The organism is Glaciihabitans arcticus (assembly GCF_004310685.1).
GTDB classification, from domain to species: Bacteria; Actinomycetota; Actinomycetes; order Actinomycetales; family Microbacteriaceae; genus Conyzicola; species Conyzicola arctica.
Window position 1 is genome coordinate 446,916 of record NZ_SISG01000001.1, and the last position, 17,965, is coordinate 464,880.

17 protein-coding genes are annotated in these 17,965 nt (G+C 67.5%); 3 read left to right on the top strand and 14 right to left on the bottom strand.

Features of this window, described 5'->3' with window-relative positions:
* Window positions 1-27: 27 nt before the first annotated feature.
* From EYE40_RS02040 to EYE40_RS02055, 4 genes are all read right to left on the bottom strand, one after another.
* Entirely contained in the window at window positions 28-789 is a 762-nt protein-coding gene (locus EYE40_RS02040; RefSeq protein WP_130980383.1) for an ABC transporter permease, read from the bottom strand.
* Complete coding sequence (locus EYE40_RS02045) at window positions 786-1,676, bottom strand: ABC transporter ATP-binding protein (protein ID WP_130980384.1); 891 nt, start codon at window positions 1,674-1,676, stop codon at window positions 786-788. Before EYE40_RS02045 ends, EYE40_RS02040 begins: the two co-directional genes overlap by 4 nt.
* Complete coding sequence (locus tag EYE40_RS02050; RefSeq protein ID WP_130980385.1) at window positions 1,673-2,029, bottom strand: GntR family transcriptional regulator; 357 nt, start codon at window positions 2,027-2,029, stop codon at window positions 1,673-1,675. The genes EYE40_RS02045 and EYE40_RS02050 overlap by 4 nt, the downstream gene beginning before the upstream one ends.
* Before the next feature lie 133 nt (window positions 2,030-2,162).
* The gene (locus EYE40_RS02055) at window positions 2,163-6,959 is read right to left on the bottom strand and encodes a carboxypeptidase regulatory-like domain-containing protein (protein WP_130980386.1); all 4,797 of its coding nucleotides are present in this window, start codon (window positions 6,957-6,959) and stop codon (window positions 2,163-2,165) included.
* A gap of 144 nt (window positions 6,960-7,103) precedes the next feature.
* On the opposite strand from EYE40_RS02055, the gene EYE40_RS02060 reads away from it, so the two are divergent.
* Window positions 7,104-8,519, top strand: a complete 1,416-nt coding sequence (locus EYE40_RS02060) for an amidase (protein WP_130980387.1) — start codon at window positions 7,104-7,106, stop codon at window positions 8,517-8,519.
* On the opposite strand, the gene EYE40_RS02065 is transcribed toward EYE40_RS02060, so the two are convergent.
* Window positions 8,520-9,089, bottom strand: coding sequence for a hypothetical protein (locus EYE40_RS02065; protein ID WP_130980388.1), 570 nt, complete (start codon window positions 9,087-9,089; stop codon window positions 8,520-8,522).
* Between the two features lie 106 nt (window positions 9,090-9,195).
* On the opposite strand from EYE40_RS02065, the gene EYE40_RS02070 reads away from it, so the two are divergent.
* Window positions 9,196-9,552: an SIP domain-containing protein gene (locus EYE40_RS02070; RefSeq protein WP_130980389.1), complete on the top strand. Its 357-nt coding sequence runs from the start codon at window positions 9,196-9,198 to the stop codon at window positions 9,550-9,552.
* Here the strand turns inward: EYE40_RS02070 and EYE40_RS02075 are convergent.
* Window positions 9,549-10,355 (bottom strand): SDR family NAD(P)-dependent oxidoreductase, encoded by an 807-nt coding sequence (locus EYE40_RS02075; protein WP_130980390.1) that lies wholly within the window; start codon window positions 10,353-10,355, stop codon window positions 9,549-9,551. The genes EYE40_RS02070 and EYE40_RS02075 overlap by 4 nt on opposite strands.
* Complete coding sequence (locus EYE40_RS02080; RefSeq protein WP_240034677.1) at window positions 10,352-10,792, bottom strand: hypothetical protein; 441 nt, start codon at window positions 10,790-10,792, stop codon at window positions 10,352-10,354. Before EYE40_RS02080 ends, EYE40_RS02075 begins: the two co-directional genes overlap by 4 nt.
* 23 nt (window positions 10,793-10,815) lie before the next feature.
* Between EYE40_RS02080 and EYE40_RS02085 the strand changes: the two genes are divergently transcribed.
* The gene (locus tag EYE40_RS02085; protein ID WP_130980391.1) at window positions 10,816-12,036 is read left to right on the top strand and encodes a glycosyltransferase; all 1,221 of its coding nucleotides are present in this window, start codon (window positions 10,816-10,818) and stop codon (window positions 12,034-12,036) included.
* Here EYE40_RS02085 and EYE40_RS02090 read toward each other — a convergent pair.
* The 7 genes from EYE40_RS02090 to EYE40_RS02120 form a co-directional block, all read right to left on the bottom strand.
* The gene (locus tag EYE40_RS02090) at window positions 12,033-13,439 is read right to left on the bottom strand and encodes a dihydrolipoyl dehydrogenase family protein (RefSeq protein ID WP_130980392.1); all 1,407 of its coding nucleotides are present in this window, start codon (window positions 13,437-13,439) and stop codon (window positions 12,033-12,035) included. The two genes, EYE40_RS02085 and EYE40_RS02090, sit on opposite strands and share 4 nt — an antisense overlap.
* A 9-nt stretch (window positions 13,440-13,448) precedes the next feature.
* Window positions 13,449-14,237 carry a crotonase/enoyl-CoA hydratase family protein gene (locus EYE40_RS02095; RefSeq protein ID WP_130980393.1) on the bottom strand — a complete coding sequence of 263 codons (789 nt, stop codon included), beginning with the start codon at window positions 14,235-14,237 and terminating at the stop codon, window positions 13,449-13,451.
* Window positions 14,238-14,253: 16 nt separating this feature from the next.
* A complete protein-coding gene (locus tag EYE40_RS02100) occupies window positions 14,254-15,069 on the bottom strand; it encodes an arginase family protein (protein WP_193554469.1) in 816 nt (271 codons plus the stop codon).
* Complete coding sequence (locus tag EYE40_RS02105; RefSeq protein WP_130980394.1) at window positions 15,070-15,738, bottom strand: NADPH-dependent F420 reductase; 669 nt, start codon at window positions 15,736-15,738, stop codon at window positions 15,070-15,072.
* 42 nt (window positions 15,739-15,780) lie between these two features.
* Entirely contained in the window at window positions 15,781-16,524 is a 744-nt protein-coding gene (locus tag EYE40_RS02110; protein WP_130980395.1) for a PspA/IM30 family protein, read from the bottom strand.
* A gap of 121 nt (window positions 16,525-16,645) precedes the next feature.
* Window positions 16,646-17,371, bottom strand: coding sequence for a hypothetical protein (locus tag EYE40_RS02115; RefSeq protein ID WP_130980396.1), 726 nt, complete (start codon window positions 17,369-17,371; stop codon window positions 16,646-16,648).
* Between the two features lie 5 nt (window positions 17,372-17,376).
* Window positions 17,377-17,928 (bottom strand): RNA polymerase sigma factor, encoded by a 552-nt coding sequence (locus EYE40_RS02120; protein ID WP_130980397.1) that lies wholly within the window; start codon window positions 17,926-17,928, stop codon window positions 17,377-17,379.
* Window positions 17,929-17,965 lie beyond the last annotated feature (37 nt).

Consider the following 17,965-nt stretch of genomic DNA (forward strand, 5'->3'; position numbering starts at 1 on the left):
ATCGTCGGCAGTGGCAGCCTGCGAGTGTCAGTTCTTCGGTGTCGCGCGCCGCAGCACGAAGTATCCGACCACCGCCGCGAGGGCGACGAGGATGAGCAGCCAGGCGAAGATCCCGACCGTGCCCTGCGCGACAAGCCACGAGCCCACCGGAACCCAGCTCTCAGTGAGTGTGATCGCGGCGATCGTGCCGATAAGAATCAGCGCGAATCCGAACCAGAACACGAGCATCCCCATCACGCGCCAGCGCATGTAGACGGTGGCGATGCACGCCCCGATGAAGAAGATGCCCAGCTGCACCACCGAGTAGATGAAGAAGTTGGCGATCCAGGTGCCGTCGAAGAACAGGGAGGTGAACATCTTCGCCCCAATGCCCCAGCCGTCGGTGAATCCTTCGATCCACGCGAGGGTAGCCAGGGCCAAAGCGTTGACGACCGAACTCGACACGAACAGGAGGGAGGTGCCCAGGTAGAAGTCCCGCCGGGTCACGCCGAAACCCAGCGCGAACGGGAAGCTCTGCGAGATCGCGAGGATGGCAACCGCCGCGAGGTACCAGAGCGGGGAGATGACAGCCCACGAGTACTGCATTCCGAGCTTGCTGCCGCTCGAATCGCCCGTCGCGAAGTTGATCAACAGCGCGATGATGATCGACAGCACAAACGCGCCGCCGAGAATCAACCACGGGATGCCGATGTAGACCTGCCGATTGACGAGGTGCAACCGCATGACATTGACGATGCGGGAGAACTCGCTCGGTGGGGTGAGGGTGGGAGTTGCCGAGGTGGTGGTCATTTCGCTGTTCCTTCCGAAGTCTCGAGCGAGCTGAGGCGAACGATGAGCTGCTGCAGGGACACCGGCACGAGTTCAAGGCCGGCCTCGACGGCGGCTACCCGCTCCGCCTGTGTCAGTTGGCCGTTGATGGTGACCGACGAGAGTCCGCCGATGCCATCGCGGTGGATCACGTCGCGGCCGTCGACGAAGGCCGCGACATCCACCGACCTGCCGACGACGGTGGAGGCGCTGCCCCGCAGGTCCTCTGCGTTGCTGTCGAGGAGGATGCGCCCCTCGTCGATCAGGATCACGTGCTCGAGCAGGTCGCTCACCTCGTCGATGAGGTGGGTCGACAGGATGACCGTTCGCGGGTGTTCGGCAAAGTCCTCGAGCAGACGGTCGTAGAAGAGCTGACGGGAGACCGCGTCGAGCCCCAGGTAGGGCTCATCGAAGAACGTGATCGGCGCTCGCGAGGCGAGGCCCAGGATCACACCGACAGCGGAGACCTGTCCGCGCGACATTTTCTTGATATCGCGCCCCATGGGCACCCGGAACTCGACGATGAGCTGGTCGGCGAGCTCTTGGCTCCAGTTGGCGAAGAACGAGGGAGCCGCCGCGAAGACGTGTTTGGCCTTGAAGTTGTCGGGATACTTCTGGCTCTCCTTGATGAAGCTGACGTTGCTGAGCACTGTCGGATTCTCGACGGGGGACTGGCCGTACACGGCGATGTCGCCTCCCGAGGCGAAATCCTGGCCGGTGAGGAGCTGCATGATCGTTGTCTTGCCGGCGCCGTTGCGTCCGAGCAGGCCGTAGATGCGGTTCTCCTCGATGGTGAAGCTCACATTGTCGACGGCCGTGAAGCTGCCGAAGTTCTTGCTGAGGCCGCGGGCCTCGATGACTGTACTCATTCGGTGGGCTCTTTCGTGATCATGTCTGCGAGCTGCTGCGAGTCGATGCCGAGCTTGGCGGCCTCGGCGAGCAGGGGGCGCACGAACTCGGTCTGGAAACGGTCGGTGCGCTGGGCGACCAGCCGGGCGCGTGATCCGGTTGCTACGAACATTCCGATACCTCGTTTCTTGTAGAGGATTCCCTCGTCGACGAGCAGGTTCACGCCCTTGCCGGCGGTCGCCGGGTTGATGCGGTAGAACGCGGCGAACTCGTTGGTGGACGGAACCTGGCTCTCCTCGGGGGTGGTGCCGTCGATGATGTCGTTCTCGATCTGCTCGGCGATCTGCACGAAGATCGGTCGCGACTCATCCACGGTGGACCCGCGTGTTAGTCGGTTCGTTACTCATGCAACTAACCAATCAGGTGACGAGACACGTGTCAAGAGCTGGCCGGATTAAATGCAGAAATCGGGGCTCGCCAGGTGGCGAGCCCCGATGTCCCGGATGCTAGGAGATGCGGATTGTGACGGTCGATGTCGACTGGGTAGTGAAGCCCGGCGCGGAGGCGGTCACCGTCAGTCGGGTGTAACCGGGAACGGCAGGCGTGTAGGTCCGCCCGGTCGCGCCGAGGATCGGTTCGAAGTTCGTACCGTCGGGGCTGAGCTCCCACTGATAGGTCAGCGTGGCGTTTTTAGCCCAGCCACTGAGGGTGGCGCCGACCGGCTTGCCGACCAGGTAACTCGGAGCGGGCTTGCCGATCGTGACCCCGCCGACCGTGGCAAATGTGCCGTAGCCGATGTGCAGCGAGGGGCTCGTGACCGGCACCGGAAAGTAATTGTTCGCCTTCCCGGCCGTAACGCGCACGGCGACATCCTGGCCGAGGTCAGCGGCACCGACCGTGTAGCTCGTCGTCGTTGCGCCGGCGATCGGTGATCCGTTGCGTACCCACTGGTAGGCGACTCCCACCCCGGGCACGCTCCACATGCCGGGTGTGGCAGTCAGTGCACCGCCCACAACAGCCGAACCGGTGACCGCAGGACTGGTCGTAGCCTGGAGGACGACATCAGAGAGAGTGACGGATGACGCTGCCACAACCCGTGTCGCCGAACCGAAGTTAACCCGGCTGGCGGTCACAGCGAGGCTGATCGTCTTACCGATGTCCGCCGCGACGGGTGAGTAGGTCGCCGCCGTCTGGCCCACGATGGCCACGCCGTTGCGTCTCCAGACGTAGCTGAGCGTCGGGTTGGGCATTGACCACGTTCCGCCGGTGAAGGCGAGTGTCTGACCCACGTCCTTCCCGCCGTCGAGGTAGGGGTCGCTCGTCCACTCGATCGCGGATGTGGCCGGCCGCGCGACCTTCGTGATGACGATGTTCGGATACCACTGGTTGTCGGAGTGCACGGTGATCGCGACGGTGACGAGCTTGCCGTCGTGGGCCGCGGGCGGCGTCCAGGTCGGGCCGCCGGCATACAGCGTGTTCTCGACACCGGTCGCCGACGTGACCGTCCAGTGGTAGATCGTCGGCGTCGATGCGGGCGTGTAGCTGCCCGGGGTGACCGTGTACGCGCCGGCCGCGGACTTCGTGACGACAGGCAGCACAAGGGGACGGATGACCCCGGAGCCGACGACCACGGGGCTGGTGTTGTAGTCGAGGCTCAGGTATCCGGGCCGGACTGCCGTGACACGGACCCTGACAGCAATCGGTGCCGTCGGCGTGTACGTGCCGCCGGTTGCTGTTTTCGCCCATCCGCTGCCGGTGAGTGTCCACCACTCGTAGCTCACCTTCCAGCCGGCGGCGAAGGCTGCCGGCTTGAAGGAGAGCGTGCTTCCGACGGTCGCGCTGCCCAGGATCGCGTCGCCGGTCGGCTGTGCGATGAAGGAGGGGTACACGATCTTCGGCGGCGAGTAGGCGATTGTGTCGGTGTACCCGGGGGCCCGTCCGACAACACGGACACGGATCTGCTTGTCCATCAGGGCCGCCGTCGCTGTGAAGCTCGCGGTGGTCCCCCCGGCGAGATTGGACCACGACGCTGCGGGAGGGACCGGGTCGGTGGATGAACTCAGCTGCCACTGATAGGACTTCGTGGTCGCGCCGAACGTCATCCAGTTGACCGGTGAGACCGAAACCTTCTCATTGACCTCGACCGCGTCGCCGCCGTCGGCGATGCCGACACCGTTTCCCTCCAGGACGCCCTTCCGGACGAAAATGGGGGCCGTCGACCCGAGGGAAGCGGCGGGTCCGTTCGCGCGCACGACCAGGTAGACCTTCTCGTTGGGCAACGTGGTGGCGTCGAACGGCTCCTGGTTCACGGCGGTGGTGATGACCATCGGTCCGGAGATTGCTCCAGTCTCGGGGATCGCGACGCGCCACTCGTACGAGTAGCTGAGCGCGGGATTGGACCAGGTTCCGTTGGAGGTGACCACATAATGACCGGGGCTCGACTCGACGAACTTCGGCAGGGTCAGGTTCTTGATGGTTCCGGTCGAGACAGCACCGGCGACAACGGTCGTCGAGATGCTCGGGTATCCGGCACGATTCGCCGTGACAGTGACCGCGTAGGTCTTTCCCAGTGAGGCGCTCGGGATGAGGTAGCTCGCCTTGGTCGCGCCGGCGATCGGAACGGTTGGGGTCCCGTCGCTGCCGCTGACCTTCCACTGGTAGGAGTAGGAGGTCGGGGCGGGCGACCATGATCCCGTTGTGACAGAGATGGTCTGGTTGAATGCGGGAGCAGCGGAGACTACCGGTTGGGTGATGACGCCGAGTCCGCTGCCCGCCGCCACGACCGCCGTTGTGTTGCTGATCACGGTCCTGGTGAGGTAGCCGGTGCCTGCACCGGTGATCACGACGCGCAGGCGGAGGCCCTTGTAGGCCGCCGTGGGCGTGAATGTCGACTGGGTGGCACCGGCGATGTTCGTCCACTTCTTCTTCGATGAGTAGTAGCTCCACTGGTAGAGGGGCGCCTTGTCCAAGGCCGGCGTGAAGACGACGGCGGGAGCGGTGAGCGGGCTGTCCACCATCGGGGTGCCGGTGATGGCGAGGGAGCCGGTCACGATGGGAGCGGGCGCATTCTGCACCACGAGCGTGACGACGCGAGGCGTGTACCCCGGTCGCTGGGTGCGCACGGTCACGGTGATCTTCTTGCCGGCCTTGCCGGCGCGTGCGAGGGTCGTTCCGCTCGTGGTGGTGGCGGGTGCGCCAGCGGCGTCGTAGACCACCCAGGTGACCTCCGTGGCCAAGGCGAGGGGTGCCACCACGGGTGCCTTGACGGTGAAGGTGCTCACCGTCGCCGTGACGGTTGCGGCCTTCGACTGGGTGAACGTGCCTTCGGCGAGAATGTCGCTGGCCACCGAGTAAGTTACCGGCTGGTAGCCCTGTCGCGTGACGGTGATGAGGGCGGAGACCCGCGAATCTCCGTTGGGGTCGAAGCCGAGGTCTGCTGCAGTGATGACATGGCTGACCCCCGTCTCTCCGGCAATCACCTCCGCTGCCATGATCGGGCTGCTGCGCTTCCAGACCACGGTAGAGACGGCACCGGCGACGAAGTATGTAGCAGGTTTCACCGTCACGGTGCCTCCCACCGCGGACGACCCGGAGATGGTCGCACTCTGCGACTGGGACATCGTGCCGAGGGTGATGAACGGGATGGCGTCGGTCACAACAGTGCCGCTGCCGTAGGCGAGGTTGCGACCGGTGATGCGTGCGCTGATGACTGCTCCGGCATCCCCCGCTCGGAAGGTGTAGTACGGGGAGACCGCTCCGGGAACGACCACACCGTTGCGCAGCCACTGGACGCTGACCGTGACGTTCGTGGAGCTCCAGGAGTAGAGTCCACCGACGATCGACGCGAAACCGCCGACGGACGGGTCATTCGTGTTGACGGAGAGCGTGCCGTTCGGGTGCAGGCCCTGAGGGTCCTTGAGCTCAATGGGGGCGGTGCCCGTGTCGACACTGTCGCCGGCGTAGCTGTAGACGATCTTGTCCCCGGCCTGCCACGCGGTGTTCTCCGCGACGGTGTCGGCCGGGTTCTCGTCGAAGTGGCTTCCGTAGCGGAGCAGGTAGGCGCCGGTCGCCGCGCCCGTGAGCGACACGGTGCCGCTGGCGTCGGTGAACCCGTAGGAAATGACCCGACGGTCGAGATCCGAGAGCAGGATGAGGCTCACCCGGATGTTCTCCACCGAGGTTCCGGTGTTCGCCGGATCGGTGAATGTGGCCGACAGCGTCGACGTGGGCGTGAGGGTGTCGTTCACCGCGGAGAGCGCCGTGCCGGACGCGATTGTGAAGGTGGAGGCAGAGCTGGCCGTGTCGGAGCCGCCGAGGTAGCGCTCGCCGTAGATGGTGCCCGACGCGGCGACAGCGCCGCTGGGCGAGAGGCGCAGGACGTAGCGTCCCGGGGCGAGCCCGGTGAGTGCGTAGGCTCCGCTCGCCGTGCTGACCCGGGCGCGGGTGGCCACGCGCTCGGCGACGAAGCTGCCGTTGATCGTCGAGACGCGGTACGGCGTGACAGTGACGCCCGCGAGTACTTCAGTGGTGGCGCCGGCGAGGCAGGTCGCGTCGGGGCAATCGCCGCGGATAACACCGGAGATGCGACCGGCGGCTCCGAGGGCGAAGTTCTGTGTAGCGATACCGGACTGGGCGACAGAGATCTCGCTCGCCTGCCCGAGGCTGGCGGCAGGGCCGGAGAACATGGGAGCGTATGCGGGGGTTGCGCTCGTGGCATCCGCGACACCGATGCGATAGGCGCCGGGAACCAGCGAGGCGAACGCGTAGGCGCCGGAAGTTGCGGTCTTCGCTGTGGCGAGGACATCGCCCTGGGCTGTGTAGGCGGTGACCGTGTATTTCGGCACCGGTTTGCCCGCTGTCGTCTTGACGGTGCCCCGGACGGTTCCGCCCGCGGCGAGATTCGCCGAGATGTACGGAGTACCACCCGCGGCGTCGACGAGGTTGATCTTCTGCGACTCGGACGCGACGCTCGTTTTGCCCAGGTACTGCGCGTAGGTACTTGCCGTTGCGCCGAATCGCAGCGTGTAGGTCGCGGCGGGCAGCGGAGGCAACGCGAACAGGCCGGCGGCCGTGCTCGTCACGCTTCCGGATGTCGCAAGCTCGCCACCCGCGCCGACAACGAGTGCCTCCACGCTCACGCCGGGCAGCGGCGCACCGGTAGGGCCTGTGACAACTCCGGACAGCGTCACGGGTGCGGCGCTCGCGCTCAGCGGGGCGCTCAGCAGCGCGCCCGCGGCAAGGGCGGCAACGAGAAGGCTCGCGGCGAGGGCACGGAGGCCGGCGCGAGGGGTGGGGAGTTTCATGCGGGTTCCTTGTCGAATCCTGGGTACCGCGACTCGCGGCAGGCGCACGGTTTTCGGCGCATGATCAGAATCGTGGAACCCGGCTCGGTCGGCCTGAGCAACGGTTACTCACTTTGTGTACGCCCACCCGCCTAGGCTCGGAGGATGTTCGAACTCCACCACCTGAGCGCGCAGGAGCAATGGGACTGGCTGCAGCGCGGCGAGATCACCCCGACCGAGCTCGCTACCCACTACCTCGAGCGGATCGAGCGTTTCGATGGCGAGCTGGGCGCGTTTGTGACGGTCACTGCCGATCGGGCACTCGACCGAGCCAGGGAATTGGAGAAGAGCGGCCGTACGCCGGCCGCGCTCTGGGGCCTCCCGCTCGGTGATAAGGACCTCGCCCGTCGCGAGGGGGTTCGCAGCACCTTCGGATCCCGGCTGTTCGCCGACTTCGTGCCGGAGGAGTCCGACGAGCTCGTGCAGGCTCTCGACGCGGCGGGCGGGGTGAGCCTCGGCAAGACCAACACCCCCGAGTTCGGGCTGCCCAGCTACACGGAGTCGGCCGTCGCGCGGCCCGCGGTCACGCCCTACGACACCACTCTGGGTGCCGGCGGAAGCAGCGGGGGAGCGGCAGTGGCCGTGGCCGCCGGACTCCTGCCCGTCGCGCCCGGCTCGGACGGCGGGGGCTCGGTGCGCATCCCGGCAGCGGCGTGTGGACTGGTGGGACTCAAGCCGAGTCGCGGCCTGGTGCCGTCCGGATCGGGGTTGCTGGCGCTCGCCGGCCTGCCCGTGCCCGGCCCGATCGCCCGCACCGTTGCCGACGCCGCGATGCTGCTCGATGCGATGATCGACGCGGGCCCCTACCCGTACACGCTGCGCGCCCCCCGGTGGGATGGCGGCGAGCTGCTCAACGCGGCGACCCGCGGCGAGGGGCGGTTCCAGCTCGGGGTGATGACCACCTCGCCGTGGGATGACGCCTACGAGGTCACCGTCTCGCCCGAGGCGCGTGCGGCCCTGGACCTCGCCATCACCGAGCTCGACGCCCTCGGCCACGGCATCGAGGAATACACCCTCGAACCCGACCCGAGCTATGCGCCCAACTTCCGCACCATCTGGCAGGCGGGGGCGGCGGGGATTCCTGCCGAGGGCGAACAGCTCGAGCTGCTGCAGCCGCTCACGCGCTGGCTCGTCGAGCGCGGACGCGAGCTGAGCGCGCGGCAGCTCGGGGAGGCGCTGCAGGCGCTGACCGTGTTCGAGCGCAGCGTCATCCGGCAATTCGCATCGTTTGATGCGGTGCTGACCCCGTCACTCGCCCTCACGCCTCGGCCGGTCGGCTGGTACGACGCGGAGGACGTAGAACGCAACTTCGAGCAGCAGGTGCAGTACACGCCGTTCACCTCGTTCGCAAACGTCGCGGGGCTGCCGGCGATCACGCTGCCCGTGTACGAGACGCCCGAGGGGCTGCCGATGGGGGTGCAGCTCGTGGGACGTCCGGGCGGTGAGCACGTGCTGCTCGCGATCGGTGCGCAGCTCGAACGCCGCCTGAGATGGCAGCGACGTCACCCGCAGCAGTGGTGACTATTCGGCGATCTCCAGGATCTCCTCGACCCGATCGCGCGAGCCACCGACAACGACCGTGCCCGTCGTGAGCACGAGGTAGACGCGGTCCACCCCGTCGGCGTCGTCGGGCAGCTCGAACCACTGGCCCTCGGCGTCGCCGAAGCCGTCGACTTTGTAGTCATTGCCGTAGAGCCTGTCGATGAGCGCGTCAGCCTGGTCGGCCGGGAACTTCGCATAGCCGTAGATCTCGAACGCGGCAGTGCCGTTTCCGGTCTGGCAGATGGCGCCGCCGTTGTCGTCGAACTGCACGTAAGTGTCCTGGCCTTCGCCCTTCATCTTCGCCACGAACTCGGCCTGCGGGGTGATGCTGACACCGTCAGCGGTGAATTCTGCAAGGGTGGCGGCGGTGACGATCGTGTCGCAGGCCGGCGTGAAGGCCGCGGGCGGCTCGGTGGTCGGCGTCGGTGTGGGGGATGGCGCTTCGGCCGTCGGGGTGTTCGTCGGGGCCGCGACCTCGGGTGTGCCGCAGGCGGTCAGGCCGAGGAGCACGGCGAGGGCAACGGTCACGGGGAGAGTCATCGAACGCATGCCTCCCAGAGTAGGGATCGGCGTGCGCTGGCGGGATGTCGAAATCATAACTTTCCGGTCAGAACTGGCAGCCCATTCTTAGGTAAGGCATGCCTATACTGAAGGCGTGAAATTTCCCGAGCAAAGTACCGCGTCCATCGGCTGGAATCCCAGCGCCGACGATCGCATCCTGCTTGCCGGCGACGAGTTCGACCTCGACCTGATCCGCACCGCCCTCGCCACGCTTCCCGCGAAGGCTCGCGGCCAGGTCTTCATCGAGGTTCAGTCCGCCGAAGACGTCACCACCCTCGAGGCCCCCGGTCGCTTCTCGATCTGCTGGCTCGTGCGCGACCGCGGACAGCAGTTGCGCCGCTCGGTCGACGCGTGGTTGAGCGAGATGCTTCCCACCAGTGGGGCCGAAGACCACACCGTGTACGCGTGGATCAGTCACGAGGGCTCAGCCCGCGTGATGACGAGCTACTAGAGCCCGACCAGCTCAGCGCTCTTCTCCCACAGCCCCGACGCTAGTTCGATGTCGTCCGCCGCGCTGCGCGTGCGTCCATTGGCCTTCAGCTGGTCGAAGTAGGCGCCGTTCGGCGCGTCCACGGTCTCCTCGGTGACCAGGCGGATGAGCGGCACGGCACCCTGGTCGGCGGGGATGCCGAATCCGCCCGGGCGGATGCGTGTGGAGAGCCGCATCAGCGGCGAGTCCGTGCCGAAGCCCGTGGAGACGTAGCCGGGGTGGAACGAGTACGCCTCGAGGGAGCTGCGTCGCACGAGCTCACGGATGAACAGGATCGTCTCGAGCTTCGACGTGCCGTAGGCGCGCCAGCCGCCCTGCCAGGCGCGCTTCTTCCAGTCGAGGTCGTCGAGCTTGACGCTCCCGACCAGGTTCATGATGCTCGAGGTCGACACGACTCGCGCGTTCGATTCCTCGAGGCGCGGCAGCAGCAGGTTGGTGAGCAGGAACGGCGCCAGGTGATTGTGCTGGAAGGTGCGCTCGTGGCCGTCCTTCGAGAGACCGCGTTCACCGATCAGGCCGCCCGCGTTGTTGGCGAGCACGTCGATCACCGGGTAGCGATCGAGCAGTGTCGCCGCGAGCGAGCGCACGTCGTCGAGGCGGTCGTAGTCCGCAATGAACGCCTCGCCGCCGACGCGGGCAGCGACCTCGCGCGTGCGCTCCGCGTTGCGTCCGACGACGGCAACGTGCCAGCCCTGCTCGGCTATCACCGCCGCTGCCTTGGCCCCGATGCCTGCGCTTGCTCCCGTGAGTACGAGTGTCTTCATGCGTATCCGCCCTTTGTCAGTCCTGCCTCTACTTCGAAGCGGTTGGTCGAAGCGACGGCTCCCGCGGCGATGTAGAGCGGGATGAACGTCATTCCGTACTTCTTCCACTGCGCGCGGTGCACGGCCTCGTGCTCGAGCACGTTCGAGGAGATGTTGTTGTGCGTCAGGTAGACGGCGCCGATCGTGGTGCCCCCGCGGCCGAACGCCCAGCGCGGGCAGTTGCGGGCGACGATCACGCCGCCCTCGCTTCGGATCCTGCCGAGGCTGAGCACGGTTCCCCACAGCAGGCCGGCGCCGGTCGCGAACCAGTAGCCGGGGCGTGCGATGACGGGATGCAACAGCACGCGCCGCGCGCCGGGGACCCGCACCGTGGCATCCGCCCACCGCTGCATCGCCCGCGCGGGCAGGTTGGGGTGCTCCGGTCGGACTGGCTGCATACTTCGCAGAATACAGTGGCAGTGTGACGGGGGAAATTCGGCGGGTCGCCATGGTCTCGATGCACACGTCCCCGGACGCGGCACCGGGCTCCGCCGACGCGGGCAGCATAAACGTTTCCCTGCTCGAAACGGCGCGCGAACTCGCGACCCGAGGCGTCGAGGTCGACCTCGTGACGCGGGCAACCGGCGAGACCGGATCGCGGGCCGTGGCTCCGGGCGTCACCCTGCACGCTGTGCGCGCCGGACCGATCGGGGTGGTGGCGCGCGACGACCTGGGGGTGTTCTCCGATGAGTTCGGGGAGGAGTTCGCCCGACTCGCGGGCCGCGACGGACCGCGCTACGACGTGATCCACGCGCACTACTGGCTGAGCGGCCTGGCGACCCTGCCGGTGGCGATCGAGCTTGGCGTGCCTTTTGTGCAGACCTTCCACAGCCTCGCGGCCCTGCACAGCGCGAGCCCGGTTCCGGGGGCTGCGCCGGACAGCGAACGCCGACTGTGGAGCGAGCGCTACCTCGCAGGCCAGGCCGACGCCATCGTCGCCGTCTCGGCCGCCGAGGCGACGATGCTCATCGACCGGGTGGGGGCGCCTATCGCCAAGCTCTGGGTGGTGCCGCCGGGGGTGGACGGCGACGCCTTCCGCGCCGGTCGCGCCACCACGTCGCTGAGCGTGCACGCGTTCCTCGGCATTGCTGCCGAGCGCCCGGTGATCGCGGTGATCGGGCGACTGGAGCCGGCCAAGGGGCAGGAGTTGGCCATCCAGGCTCTTGCGACGATGCCCGAGCCACGCCCACTACTGGCGGTCGTCGGCGAGCCGGGCAGCGCCGACTACGCGGCCGGCCTGCGCACCCTCGCCGCCGACCTCGACGTGAACGCCGACGTGCGCTTTCTCGGGGTGCTCGACCGTGCTGAACTCGCGGGCCTGCTGGCCGCCACGTCCGTCGCGCTGGTGCCGTCGTATTCGGAGAGCTTCGGACTCGTCGCCCTCGAGGCTGCGGCGACCGGTGTACCGGTGGTGGCGAGCGCCGCGGGCGGCCTCGTCGAGTCGGTGCTCGATGGGGAGACGGGGCTGCTCGTCGCATCCCGCGAACCCGAGGACTGGGCTCGTGCGATCGCCACCCTGCTCGGGGATGACGCGCTGCGCGCCCGCATGGCCAGCTCGGCACGGCTGCATGCCGAGGGGCTCAGCTGGGGGTCAACGGCGACGAGCCTGCTCGGCGTGTACGCCTCGCTGAACAAGCGCTAGGGCCGCCCGTACGTCTCCAGCAGTCTCAGCCAGACCTCGTTGATGGTCGGGTAGGCCGGAACCGCGTGCCACAGCCGCGAGATCGGGATCTCGCCGACGACAGCGATAGTCGCGGCGTGCAGCATCTCGCTCACGTCCGGTCCGACGAAGGTCACTCCGAGGATCACCTGGCGGTCCTCGTCGACGACCATGCGGGCCTTGCCGCTGTAGTCGTCGGTGTGCACGCTCGCCCCAGCGACGTTGCCGATGTCATAGTCGACGACGCGGATCGAGTATCCGGCCTTCTCGGCGGCCGTCGACGTGAGTCCGACCGAGGCGACCTCGGGGTCGCTGAAGGTCACCTGCGGCACGGCCGCGTGGTCTGCGGTCGCGACGTGCGCACCCCACTTGGCGTTGGCGACCGGCTTGCCGAGCGCGCGCGCGACGATCACATCGCCGGCCGCCCGGGCCTGGTACTTGCCCTGATGGGTGAGCAGGGCTCGGTGGTTGACGTCGCCGGTTGCGTAGAGCCAGTCGGAGTCCGGGACGCGGAGTGTGTCGTCGACCGTCATCCAGTCACCAGGGGTGAGTTCGACAGTCTCGAGGCCGATGTCGGTGGTGCGCGGCTGGCGGCCGGTCGCGACGAGGATCTCCTGCGCCTCGAACGAGCGCCCGTCGACGGTGATGGTGACCGGGCCGGCGCGGCTCACCACACTCGGGGCCGCGTTGACGATCGTCACTCCGAGCTCCTTGAGTGCCTCGCCGACGATCTCGCCGGCGAAGTCCTCCTGGTCGCCGAGCAGGCCGCTGCGGGCCATGATGGTCACCTCGCAGCCGAAGCTCGCGTAGGCGGTCGCCATCTCGACGGCGACGACGCCTCCGCCGATGATGGCGAGACTGTTCGGGATGTCCCGTGCGCTCGTCGCCTCACGTGGCGTCCAGGGGCTCACCTCGGTGAGTCCCGGAATGTCGGGCAGCACGGGGTCCGACCCCGTGCTCACGACCACCGCATGACGCGCGGTCAGCTCGGTGAAGGTGCCGTCGAGCTCGACGGTCACCTTCTTCTCACCGGTGATGCGTCCGTGTCCGCGCACGAGGTCGATGCCTGCGCCATGCACCCAGTCGACCTGGCCCTTGTCGTCCCAGTTGCTCGTGAAGCTATTGCGGCGCTCGAGCACGGCGGCGACGTCGAGCCCGCCGGTAATGGCCTCTTTCGCACCCCCGACGTTCTGCGCGGCCCGCAGCGCGATGCCACTGCGTAGCAGGGCCTTCGACGGCATGCAGGCCCAGTAGGAGCACTCACCGCCGACCAGTTCGCTCTCGATGAGCACGGCGGTCAGGCCGCCCTGAACAACCCTGTCCGCAACGTTCTCCGCGACAGCGCCCGCTCCGATGATGATGACGTCGTACTCGGTTTCAGCCATGGGGCCAGCCTATTCGCCGATGAACTCCGCCGGGGTGCGGCTGACAAAAGCCTCCATGCCGATGGCGGCGTCTCTCGAGCCGGCGAGCCGCACGAGGTCGGGTTGCAGCGCGACCTCGGCCGCGGCATCCCCTGCGCGTACCGCGATGCGGGCGTTGGCGAGGGCGGCCTGCACGGCGAGGGGCGCCTGGGCGGCGACCCGGTGGGCGATCTCGAGCCCGCGGTTGTACTGCTCGCCGTCGGGCACCACCTCCTGCACGAGCCCGATGCGGTGCGCCTCGGCGGCGTCGAAACTGTCGCCGGTGAGGATCCAGCGCATGGCGTTGCCCCAGCCGGCCGCACGCGGGAAGCGGATCGTCGCCCCGCCGAACGGGAGAATTCCGCGGGCTACCTCGATCTGGCCGAACGTAGTGCCGGCCGCGGCGACCGCGATGTCGGACGCGAGGATCAGCTCGATGCCGAGTGTCAGGCAGGTACCCTGCACGGCGATCACGACCGGCTTGGTAAGCGACTGCCCGGAGACCTGCCACGGGTTGATGCCGCCCTCGGGCACGATGTCGAGGCCGGTCGGGCCGATGCGCGGGCCGACGTCGGCGAGGTCGAGGCCCCCGGTGAAGTGGTCGCCGTGCGCGTAGACGAACCCGACCCGCAGCTCCGGATCACGCTCGAGCTCCCCGTAGGCGAGCGACAACTCCTCGAGCAACTGCATGTCGGCGGCGTTGCGCTTCTCGGGGCGGTGGAAGCCGATGAGAAGTACATGGCCGTCGCGGTCGACGGTGACCCGGGTGTTTTCAGACATAACAAGCAGCCTAGGGCTAGCGCGCGAGGGCCCCGATGACGCGCAGCAGGGTCGGCAGGTCGTCGGTGGCGGCATCCGGCGAGGACGGCGCGAACTCGGTGATGCCTGCCCCCGCGAAGCCGAACTCCGCCTTGACGGCACCGATGAGCTCGATCAGCTGCGCCACGGTCAGCCCCCACGGCACGGGGTCGCTCTTGCCCGCGAACTCCGACGGGTCCAGCACGTCGACGTCGATATGCAGGTAGACGGACGTCGCGCCCGACGCCCTGACCGCCGCAACAAGTGACTCGGCGCTCGCCAGCCCGAGGGAGGCGACGCCGTGCTCTGCGATGAAATCCTCCTCGGCGCTGTCGATCGATCGCGCGCCCACGAGGATGATACGTGCCGGGTCGAGCGGCGAATCCGGCACGAGCCCGGGCAGCCCGTCGCCGGTGAGTGCCCGCAGCACCTGGCCCGTGAACGCGCCGCTCGACGACGTGGTGGGGGAGTGCAGGTCGGGGTGCGCGTCGAACCAGAGCACCGCAGTCTCCGGGTTGCGCGCGAGGGCGTGTTCAACAGCAGCCAGCTCGACACCGCAGTCGCCGCCGATAGTGATCGCGGCATCCGGAATCTCAGAAAGAGTGGCCAGCATGCGTTCACGCACCATGGCGAGCGAGCCGAAGCGCTGGATGCCGGTGCCTCGCGCGTCGCCCGCCTCGAGCGGCACGTCGACGACGTGGGTCGAGGAGGACGGCAGGTCGCCCCGGATCGCGTTCGCGCCATCGACAAGACGCATGGCGCGCGACGAACCGGAGCCCTGCCACTGGGGGACTACGACAAAGGCAACGGGCACTTAGTCAGTATCGCCGACCCGCTTCGCGAGCGCGAGGTTGGTGAGCAGCTCGTCCTTGTTCTGGCGCACGACGTAAGCCGGCTGGTCCCGCTCGTAGCGCCAGCTCTCGGAGAGCGGGCCGACGACGACGGCGTCGAATCCGAACTCGTCGAGCAGGCTGACGGCGAGCTCGGTTGCGTCGTCGAAGTCGCTCGACACGGCCAGCGCGCGGCGGTTCTCGGAGCCGGCGGGGGTTCCGTCGGTCGTGATGTCGCCGAATGTGATGTGGTTGAACGCCTTGACGACGCGGCTCTCGGGCAGGTGCTCCTGCAGCATGCCGGAGACCGTCGCCGTGCCGTTGTCGAGCTCGGCGATGTGCCCGTCGCGCTCGAAGTAATAGTTGTTGGTGTCGATGACGATCTTGCCGGCCAGTTCCGCGACCGGTACGTCCTTGTAATTCTTGAGGGGAACGGTCACCACGACGAAGTCGCCTGCGGCTGCTGCCTCGGTGGATGTCGCGGCGCGAGCCTGCGGTCCCAGCTCAGCGATCAGCTCGCTCAGTGTCTCCGGCCCGCGCGAGTTGCTGAGTACGACGTCGTACCCGCGCTCGATGGCCGCTCGTGCGACCTGGCTGCCGATGTGTCCTGCTCCGATGAATCCGATAGTTGTCATGTGAAGAGTTAACGGCATGTGCGCCGCCGGATTCCCGACGGCGCACATTCCCAGTTGGTTCTACTGCTCGATGGCAGTGGCCGGAGCGGAGCCCGCACCGAGCTTGAGCTGCGCGAGGCGGGCCTCGATCTCGGTCTGCTTGTCGAGGTCTTCGAGGCTCTCGAACTGAGCGTCGAGGCTCGACGCCTGCAGCTCCTGCTGGCCGAGCACCTTCGCCTCTTCGCGACGCACCTTGTCTTCGAAGCGGCTGATCTCGCTCGTGGGGTCGAGGATGTCGATGCTCTTGATCGCCTCGTACACCTGCGTCTGGGCGTCGGCGGTCTTGGAACGCGCGACCAGCTCGTCGCGCTTTGCCGCAAGCTCGTTGAGCTTGAGACGCATCGTGTCGAGGCCCTTCTTGAGCTTGTCGACGACCTCTGTCTGCGACGCGATGGTCGGCTCGGCGTCGGTGGCCTCCTTCTCGAACTGCATCTGCTTGCCCAGGGCGATCTTGGCGAGGTTGTCGAACTTGTCGGCGTCGGTCGTGTTGCCGCCGGTGCGCAGCTGGTCGGCCTTCGCGCTCGCGGCGAGAGCCTTGCGACCCCAGTCGGCGGAGGCGGCGACGTCTTCGGCGTGATCCTGCTCGACGAGGCGCAGGTTGCCGATCGTCTGCGACACGGCGCTCTCTGCCTCGGAGATGCTCGAGGTGTAGTCGCGCACCATCTGGTCGAGCATTTTCTGCGGGTCTTCCGCGGAGTCGAGGAGGGCGTTGATGTTCGCCTTCGCCATCTGTGCGATGCGACCGAGGATGGACTGCTTAGCCATGGGTGAAGCCTTTCGTCGAAGGACCGCTGATGTCTGCGTGACGCCGGGGGGGCGCGGACACTCGAATTCTACTGAAACGCTCCCTGCGAAACCCGGGTGAATTCGGATGGATCGGGTGGGCTCAGTCCAGCGTGATCGAGTCCACCGAGCCTGTCACCAACTCGTCGACGTCACCCATGAGGTCGATCGCGGCCAGGAGCTGGTATTCGCCGGCGGGGGCGGGCGGGAGTTCCGCGCGGAAGCCGGCATCCCTCTCGTCATCCTCGCCGCACACAACAGGGGTAAAGGAAGTCGTGTAGACGTAGGTCTCGCCGGGGGCGAGCGCGATCTCGGCGGCCGACATGATCATGGCCCCATTGCTGTGCCAGATGACCCTGCCGCCTTGGGCCAGCGTGAGTACGGGGTTTGCCGCCGTGTACCCGCGGATCGCCGCGTCGCCGTTGTTGGTCATCGTCACGGTGCCCTCGATCGGCGTGCTGCCGCCCGTGCCGTTCGGGAAATCGAGACTCAGCACAAGGCCCGACGGGCTGGGCGACACGTCGGCGATCTGCTCCCCGCAGTAGCTGAGCTGGTCGGCGGAGAGCACTGCGTCCCTCTGGCCGTCGAACGACGAGGCGCCCCCCTCCGAGGATTCGGTGACGTAGTCGGGCTGCGAGAGCGTCGCCGTCTGGTTCTCCGCACCGAGCACGCCCTGAACGGTGAGCCCGATGCCGCCGAGGGCGAGCACGAGGGCGCCTCCGGTGGCGAGCTGCATCGGGAGCCTCCGGCGCTTCGCTCCGCGGATGACCGCCTTCGCATCGATGGCGCCGAGGCCGGGAACGTCATCCGGAGAGAAAAGGTTCGTCACGTTGTTCATCGTCCACTCCGCTTCAAAACAGTCACGTTGTCGGCCGTCTCCTCCGACAGCGAGATCGCCATCTTCGAGAGACCGTCGCTCAGGTAGCGCTTGACCGCGCCCGAGCTGAGTTCGAGGGTCGCGGCGATGTCGTCGACCTTGAGATCCTCGTAGTAGCGCAGCATCAGGCAGGCGCGCTCGCGCGGGCTCAGCTTCTGCAGTTCGTCGTGAAGGTCGAGGCGCGCCTCGGTGTCAGCAGCGCCCGATTCGGTGATCTCCGGCGCCGCCTGCAGGTGCGCGATGCGACGCCAGCGGGAGGTGCGTCGACCGCCATCCACCCAGCTGTTCAGGATGGCGCGGCGCACGTACGCCTCAGCGCTCGATACCGTGAACCCGTTGCGCAACCGCCCGAACGTCTTGACCAGTGCGTCCTGCACAAGGTCGGCGGCGTCTTCGCGACTGCCGGAGACGAAGTAGGCGTAGCGGGTGAGGGCTTCGCCGCGCTCCTCGACGAGGCGTGTGACGACGGTCTCCCAGCGCACGGCTGGCACGCTGTCTGCGTTGGACACGGTTCCTCCTCGGTTGTGCACCTATCTAATTACATAG